The organism is Kitasatospora sp. NPDC007106 (genome assembly GCF_040634455.1).
GTDB lineage: Bacteria > Actinomycetota > Actinomycetes > Streptomycetales > Streptomycetaceae > Kitasatospora > Kitasatospora arboriphila.
Genome location: NZ_JBEYFP010000689.1, coordinates 1 through 3,101, shown reverse-complemented (window position 1 = coordinate 3,101; position 3,101 = coordinate 1). Strand labels below are relative to the sequence as shown.

Sequence of the window (3,101 nt, the reverse complement as noted above, 5' to 3'; positions counted from 1 at the left end):
CGGCCGGGACCCGCTGACCGCGCCGGCCGACTACCCCGTCACCGCCGCGGTCGACGCCGTGACCGCCCCCGATCCGGTGGTCACCAGCATGTGGACCGGCGACGTGATGCTCGGCCGCCGGGTCGGCGCCGGGATGGCGGCCGCCGGCGACTGGGAACTCCCGTTCTCGCAGACCGCGGACCGGCTGGCCGCCGCCGGGCTGACCGTGGGGAACCTGGAGTGCACCCTCTCCAAGGAGGGCCGGGCCACGCACGGCGGCGACTCCTTCGGCGCCGATCCGAGGGCGCTCGCCGGTCCCCGCCGGGCCGGCTACGACATCCTCACCCTCGGCAACAACCACATGGGCGACTACGGGCCCGACGCCCTGGTGCGGACGGTGGCGATCGCCCGCGGCGAGGGCTTCGCCACCACCGGCGCCGGTGCGGACATCGCCGCCGCCCGCGAGCCGGCCCTGGCGACGGCAGGCGGGCTGCGCTTCGCCGTGCTCGCGTTCTGCGCCGTCGGCGAGTCCCCGGAGGCGGGCCCGGCCACGCCGGGTGTGGTGTGGCAGCGGATGCCGCCGATCACCGGCCCGCTCGCCGAGGGCGACCTCGCGGCGCTGGAGGCGTCCGTGCGCGCCGCCCGCCCGACCGCCGACGTGCTGGTGGTCGTCCCGCACTGGGGCCGCGAGTACTCGCACCGCCCGGTCGCCGAGCAGTACACCGTCGGCCACCGGCTGATCGACGCCGGGGCCGACGCGGTGGTCGGCATGCACCAGCACTGGGTGCAGCCCATCGAGATCTACCGCGGCCGCCCGATCGTGCACGGCCTGGGCAACTTCGTCTTCGACATGACCTTCTCCGAACAGGTCCAGCAGGCCGTGGTCGTCGAACTCGTCCACTGGGGGCGGATCCTGAAGAGCGTCCGGGCCGTGCCGGTGCGGATCGGCACGGGCGGCGTGCCGCACTTCCTCGACCCGACCGGCGCCGAGGGCCGTGGCATCCTCGGCACCGTCTGGAGCTGACGGATCGTCACATGCCGGACCGGGTGGGAGAAACAGTCACCGTCCGGCGCCGTGTGCCCCTAGCATCGGCTGACCGATCGGTTCGGCGGACAGGGGGCGGCCTTGGAGACTGCGGCGGACACGGCACGGATCGTCAACGCGCTCGCGGAGCGTTGGGCGACCGAACTCGGCGGCACCGGGAGCGGCGGCACGGTCCTCACGGCCGTCGGCGTCTGGCCGCTGCTCGGCTTCCTGGCCGCCGGGGCGGACGGCACCGCCCGCAAGGAACTGGAGGAGGCGCTCGGTCTGTCCGCCGAGGAGGCGGCCCGGCGCGGACGGGAGCTCCTCGCCCTGCTGCGCGACGTGCCCGGTGCCGGTGCCGCCGTCGGTCTGTGGACCGCGGGCGGCGTCCGACCGGATCCGGGCTGGCTGGCCGAGGTCGGACGGCACACCCGCGGCACCCTCAAGGGCGTGCCCGCGCTCGACCGGCTCGTCCTCGACCGGTGGGCCCGGAAGCACACCGGCGGCCTCGTCCGGTCCATGCCCCTGGAGGTCGGCCGCGACCTGCTGCTGGTGCTGGCCAGCGCCGTGGCCGTCCGCACCCGCTGGCGGCACGCCTTCCAGGAGACCTGGCAGCACGCCGACTCCGGTCCGTGGGCCGGCCGCGGGATCGCCGCACTGCGGCTCGACAGCACCGAGCTGCTCGACCACCTCGCCGTCGCCGAGACCGCCGCCGGGCCGGTCACCGAAGTACGCCTGCCCGGCACCGCCGACACCGACGTCCACCTGCTGCTCGGCACCGAGGACGCCCCGCTCGGCCGGGTCCTCGCGGCGGGGTTGGCGCTGCTGGACGGCTGCGCCCGGCGCATCCCGGCGGCCGAGCCGCCGACCGGCGGGCCGTGGCCGGGCCTGACGACCGACACCCGGGACAGCGCCACCCCCGGGGACCGGCTGGACCTGACGACCGCGGCCTTCACCGTCGACACCACGCACGACCTGCTCGAACGGGCGGAGCTGTTCGGTCTGCGCACGGCCAGCGAACGGGACTCCTTCCCGGGGATCTGCCGCACCCCACCGCTGCAGGTCTCCCAGGCCAGGCAGCAGGCCACCGCCGTCTTCGGCGCCCGCGGCTTCGAAGCCGCCGCCGTCACCGCCGTCGGCATGACCCGCGGCATGGCCGCACGCCCGTCCGTGCTGCACCGGGTCACCGTCGCCCGGGTCCGGATCGACCGGCCGTTCGCCTTCCTCGCCGTGCACCGGCCGAGCGGCCTGGCCCTGGCCGGCGGCTGGATCACCGAACCGGCGGGCGCACACCCGTCACCGTGAGGCTCTAACCTGCCGGACATGGCTGATCAGGTGTGGGCGGGCGTCCGGGAGCGGGTCGAGGCACTGGGCGGAACGGGCGGCGTCTTCGGCGCGGCCGCGCACGGGTTCCGCCTCGACCCGGTCCTCGCGCCGGCCGAGGTCGAGGCCCTGGAAGCACAGCTCGGGACGGCGCTGCCCGAGGAGTACCGCAGCTTCCTGCTGCAGGTCGGCGCAGGCGGCGCCGGCCCCTGCCACGGGGTGTACCCGGTCCACCGCACCGAGGGACGGTGGGCCTGGTCCGGCGACGGCGCCGACCTCGCCGACCTCGACCGGACCGCCGAGCCCTTCCCCGCCGCGGGCCCCGACCCGGAGGCGCTCGCAGGGCTGGTCGCGCAGCGCCCGGACGAGGAGTCCTTCGAGGACGAGGACGAGGACGAGTACGACACCGCCATGGAGGAATGGGACGACCGCATGGGCGACCTGCTGTGGGCCGCGGACCGCACGGTCGGCGCGATCGTCCTGTGCCACCTGGGCTGCGGCCAGCGCGAGTGGCTGATCGTCAGCGGCCCCGAGCACGGCCGGATCTGGTCCGACAACCGCATCGACGACCTCGACCTCGCCCCGCTGCTGGACCCGGAGGGCCGGCCCGTCACCTTCGCCCGCTGGTACCTCGACTGGCTCGACGAGGCCGAGCAGTACGTGCGTCAGCAGGCAGGCTGAGCCCGGACTCCCGTGAGCGCGCCGCCCGGTGCGCAACACCCCGCGCCCGCCGTCCGGAGGACCCGGCCGGCCGCCCCGGCGCGGCGGCGCCGCC

At 76.1% G+C, this 3,101-nt stretch carries 3 protein-coding genes; all 3 read left to right on the top strand.

Annotated elements, in window-relative coordinates:
- The coding region (locus tag ABZ641_RS30820; protein ID WP_359987089.1) for a CapA family protein at positions 1 to 1,003 on the top strand (1,003 nt) is incomplete at its 5' end.
- 102 nt (positions 1,004 to 1,105) lie between these two features.
- Positions 1,106 to 2,308, top strand: coding sequence for a serpin family protein (locus tag ABZ641_RS30815; RefSeq protein WP_359987087.1), 1,203 nt, complete (start codon positions 1,106 to 1,108; stop codon positions 2,306 to 2,308).
- Between the two features lie 18 nt (positions 2,309 to 2,326).
- Positions 2,327 to 3,007: an SMI1/KNR4 family protein gene (locus ABZ641_RS30810; RefSeq protein ID WP_359987086.1), complete on the top strand. Its 681-nt coding sequence runs from the start codon at positions 2,327 to 2,329 to the stop codon at positions 3,005 to 3,007.
- Positions 3,008 to 3,101 lie beyond the last annotated feature (94 nt).